Source organism: Mesorhizobium sp. WSM4822, from assembly GCF_055811155.1.
Map to the genome: position 1 here is coordinate 1 of NZ_JBVVQM010000053.1, position 3,038 is coordinate 3,038.

Annotated in this window: 1 protein-coding gene, 2 pseudogenes and 1 riboswitch; all 3 genes and pseudogenes read left to right on the forward strand. The window is 60.2% G+C overall.

All coding sequences use genetic code 11. The features are described from left to right. The coding region (locus tag AC0L3E_RS34415) for a PfkB family carbohydrate kinase (RefSeq protein WP_473606887.1) at positions 1-174 on the forward strand (174 nt) is incomplete at its 5' end. 388 nt (positions 175-562) lie between these two features. Further along, positions 563-761, forward strand: a riboswitch (cobalamin riboswitch). 91 nt (positions 762-852) lie between these two features. Then, positions 853-2,225 (forward strand): annotated as a pseudogene (locus tag AC0L3E_RS34420) (uroporphyrinogen decarboxylase/cobalamine-independent methonine synthase family protein). Positions 2,226-2,874: 649 nt separating this feature from the next. Next, positions 2,875-3,038, forward strand: a pseudogene (locus AC0L3E_RS34425) (alcohol dehydrogenase catalytic domain-containing protein); the annotation flags it as partial.

Sequence of the window (3,038 nt, forward strand, 5' to 3'; positions counted from 1 at the left end):
ACGGGCGCCGGCGATCTCTATGCCGCCGGCTTCCTGCATGGCTACACGCAAGGCCGCGACCTGCAGACTTGCGGCGATCTTGGCTCACTGGCGGCCGGCTTGGTGATCCAGCAGATCGGCCCCAGGCCACGGCAGAATCTGCGCCGCGAGGCTGAGCAGACTGGGTTGCTGTAAGGCGGCTTTTCGGCCACGTATTGCCCACCTTCCGTTGTGCAGGCTGTCCAGACAAGCGCGTGTAAATCGAACGTACCAGCCCGAGAAGGATGCCGGTTTTTTTCCAAAATTACTGATTGTTGAGGCTCAGGAACGTTGTCGCACTTCGACCAGCACTGCCGTCCGATCACGAATGGCCAACACGCGCCATTTTGACGAAGTCGTTTGAGACCGGATCGTACAAAAGGCAGATTGCCCGAGGGCCGAGCCACAGTCTGCACACACCGGTGAGTCGCGCAGAAGGTCAGCTCGACGGCGGCAGGGGACTTGGAAACACGCCGCAGGCTAACAATTCACATAAACACATATACATTTGTTTATACGAGATTGACAAGAAAGTGGGCTACTGCGATTGTCCGCATGTCATGGTTCTCCGCAAGGCGTTGCCGTAGCGGAGCTAAGAGGGAAGCCGGTGCAATGCCTACGCTGCCCCCCAACTGTAAGCGGCGAGCCAAACCCATCAATGTCACTGGGGCGAACTCCCCCGGAAGACGTGGCAGAGGCTGTGACCCGCGAGTCAGGAGACCTGCCACGACGAACAACGTCCGCGGGCGGGGTGTCTGGTGGTCGCGGCAGCTCGGCGTTGATGCCGGCCTGCCAGCGCCTTCCTTGTCCCGGCCCCAACCATCGGGGTATGGAATGAATGTCTCCCAGCAAGTTCCCACAGCAACGCTTGGCGTGCCGCGTATCGGTCGCCGGCGAGAACTGAAATTCGCGCTCGAAAGCTACTGGTCCGGAAAATCGTCTGCTGCCAACCTTCTGGCGACGGCGAAGGCACTGCGTGCCGCCAGCTGGAGCGAGCAGCACGCCCGCGGCGTGTCGAAAATCCCGTCGAACGATTTCTCACTGTATGACCATGTGCTCGACACCGCAGCAATGGTCGGCGCCGTCCCAGCTCGTTACGGCTGGACGGGCGGCGAGGTCCCGCTTGACATCTACTTCGCGATGGCGCGCGGGACGCAGGGCGATAGCGCGGGGTGCGAACACGCCAGTCACGGGCATGCAGTTCAGGGGCAGCGCGTGACCGCGATGGAAATGACCAAATGGTTCGACACCAACTACCACTACCTCGTGCCGGAGCTTGGCGACGATCAGACCTTCGCCCTCTCGTCGACGAAACCAGTCGATCACTTTCTGGAGGCAAAAGAGCTCGGCATCCATACACGCCCGGTCATCCTTGGACCGGTGACCTTCCTCAAGCTGGCGAAGTCTCCCGACCAGGGCTTCAATCCCAGAGCGCTGCTACCGCGCCTGCTGCCGGTCTACGAGCAACTCCTGCAGAGGCTGGAGCTCTCGGGGGCCGACTGGGTGCAGATTGACGAGCCGGCGCTTGTGCTCGATCTCAGTCGCTGACGAAAAAGCCGGTGAAGGGCATGCTCACTGGCCCAGTGACGATTCTTAACTGGTCTTTTGTGCGCGACGACGTACCCCGCGCCGAGGTCTGCCGCCAGATCGCACTCGCCATCCGCGATGAAGTGGCCGACCTTGAAAAAGCTGGCGCAAGGGTGATCCAGATCGATGAGGCCGCGTTTCGCGAAGGCTTGCCCCTGCGGAAGTCCGATTGGAAACATTATCTCGGCTGGGCTGTCGAATGCTTCCGGCTCGCCTCGACGGGTGTAGAGGACGCGACCCAAATTCACACCCACATGTGCTATTCGGAGTTCAATGAGATCATCGACTCGATCGCTGAACTGGACGCGGACGTGATTTCAATCGAGACGTCGCGCTCCAAAATGGAACTGCTGGACGCCTTCACCAAGTCGAAATATCCGAACGAAATCGGTCCCGGTGTCTACGACATTCACTCGCCACGTGTCCCCGAGATCGGCGAGATTTTGGATCTCGCCCAACTTGCTCGCGAGCGACTGTCGCACGGCCAACTGTGGGTGAATCCGGACTGCGGCCTCAAAACAAGGAAATGGGAAGAGGTCCGCCCTGCCCTCATCAACATGGTCGCCGCAGCATGCGCGCTACGGGAGAAAGCGCAGGCGCGGGCCGCCGAGCCACTGTGACCAAACATTTGGCCCGCGGGCCTCGCGCATAATTTGAGGCAGAAAGGACGGCATCGAAAGCCGCGAAGACATCGGTCGACGCGTGAGAGTCCCCACACTTGTCGTCCAGCCGAAGGTCGGCACGACGGCTCAGCGGCGGGGCAGGATCTGGGAAGCCGCTTAGTCCCCGGACGGGTGATTTCGACCACGAAGGAAGGCGGTTTTGTCCGTGAGCTTCTGCCTCTCACAGCCAGCGGTCAACGGACACTTCACCGAGGGACGAACGATGCTGCCTGAGCACCGGCACTATCGAGATATCGGCGGCGAGGTCGACCCATCAAGAGCGTCGGTGTCGATTGACTGCGTCGCATGTGTCGGACATCGACAAAATAGCAATACCGCTCAGCCGCAAGCTGCGACCATTCCTCATCGTTTGAATTGAAGCCGGCTGCATCTGGCACGGCGTGTGCTCCGCTCCTGCTGAAGTTTCGCTAGGTCAGAGCTTTTCACGCGCACGGCTCGCCGTGGAGTGTTGCTTTGACACAAAGGCCCCCGTCGGCATTCCGATCGGCCCAAAGATCTCAGGTGTGCTCTCCGAGCCTACCTTTCCGTTGTGTAGCTACCGAGGAGTGGCGAGGAGTGGAACCAATCAAGGTGTAAGGAGCATCTAATGTCGAACATGATGAAGGCGCTGGTGAAGGCCAAGGCCGAACCGGGCATCTGGATGGAAGAGGTGCCGGTGCCGGAGATCGGCCCAAACGACGTGCTGATCAAGATCAAGAAGACGGCGATCTGCGGCACCGACGTGCACATCTACAATTGGGACCAGTGGGC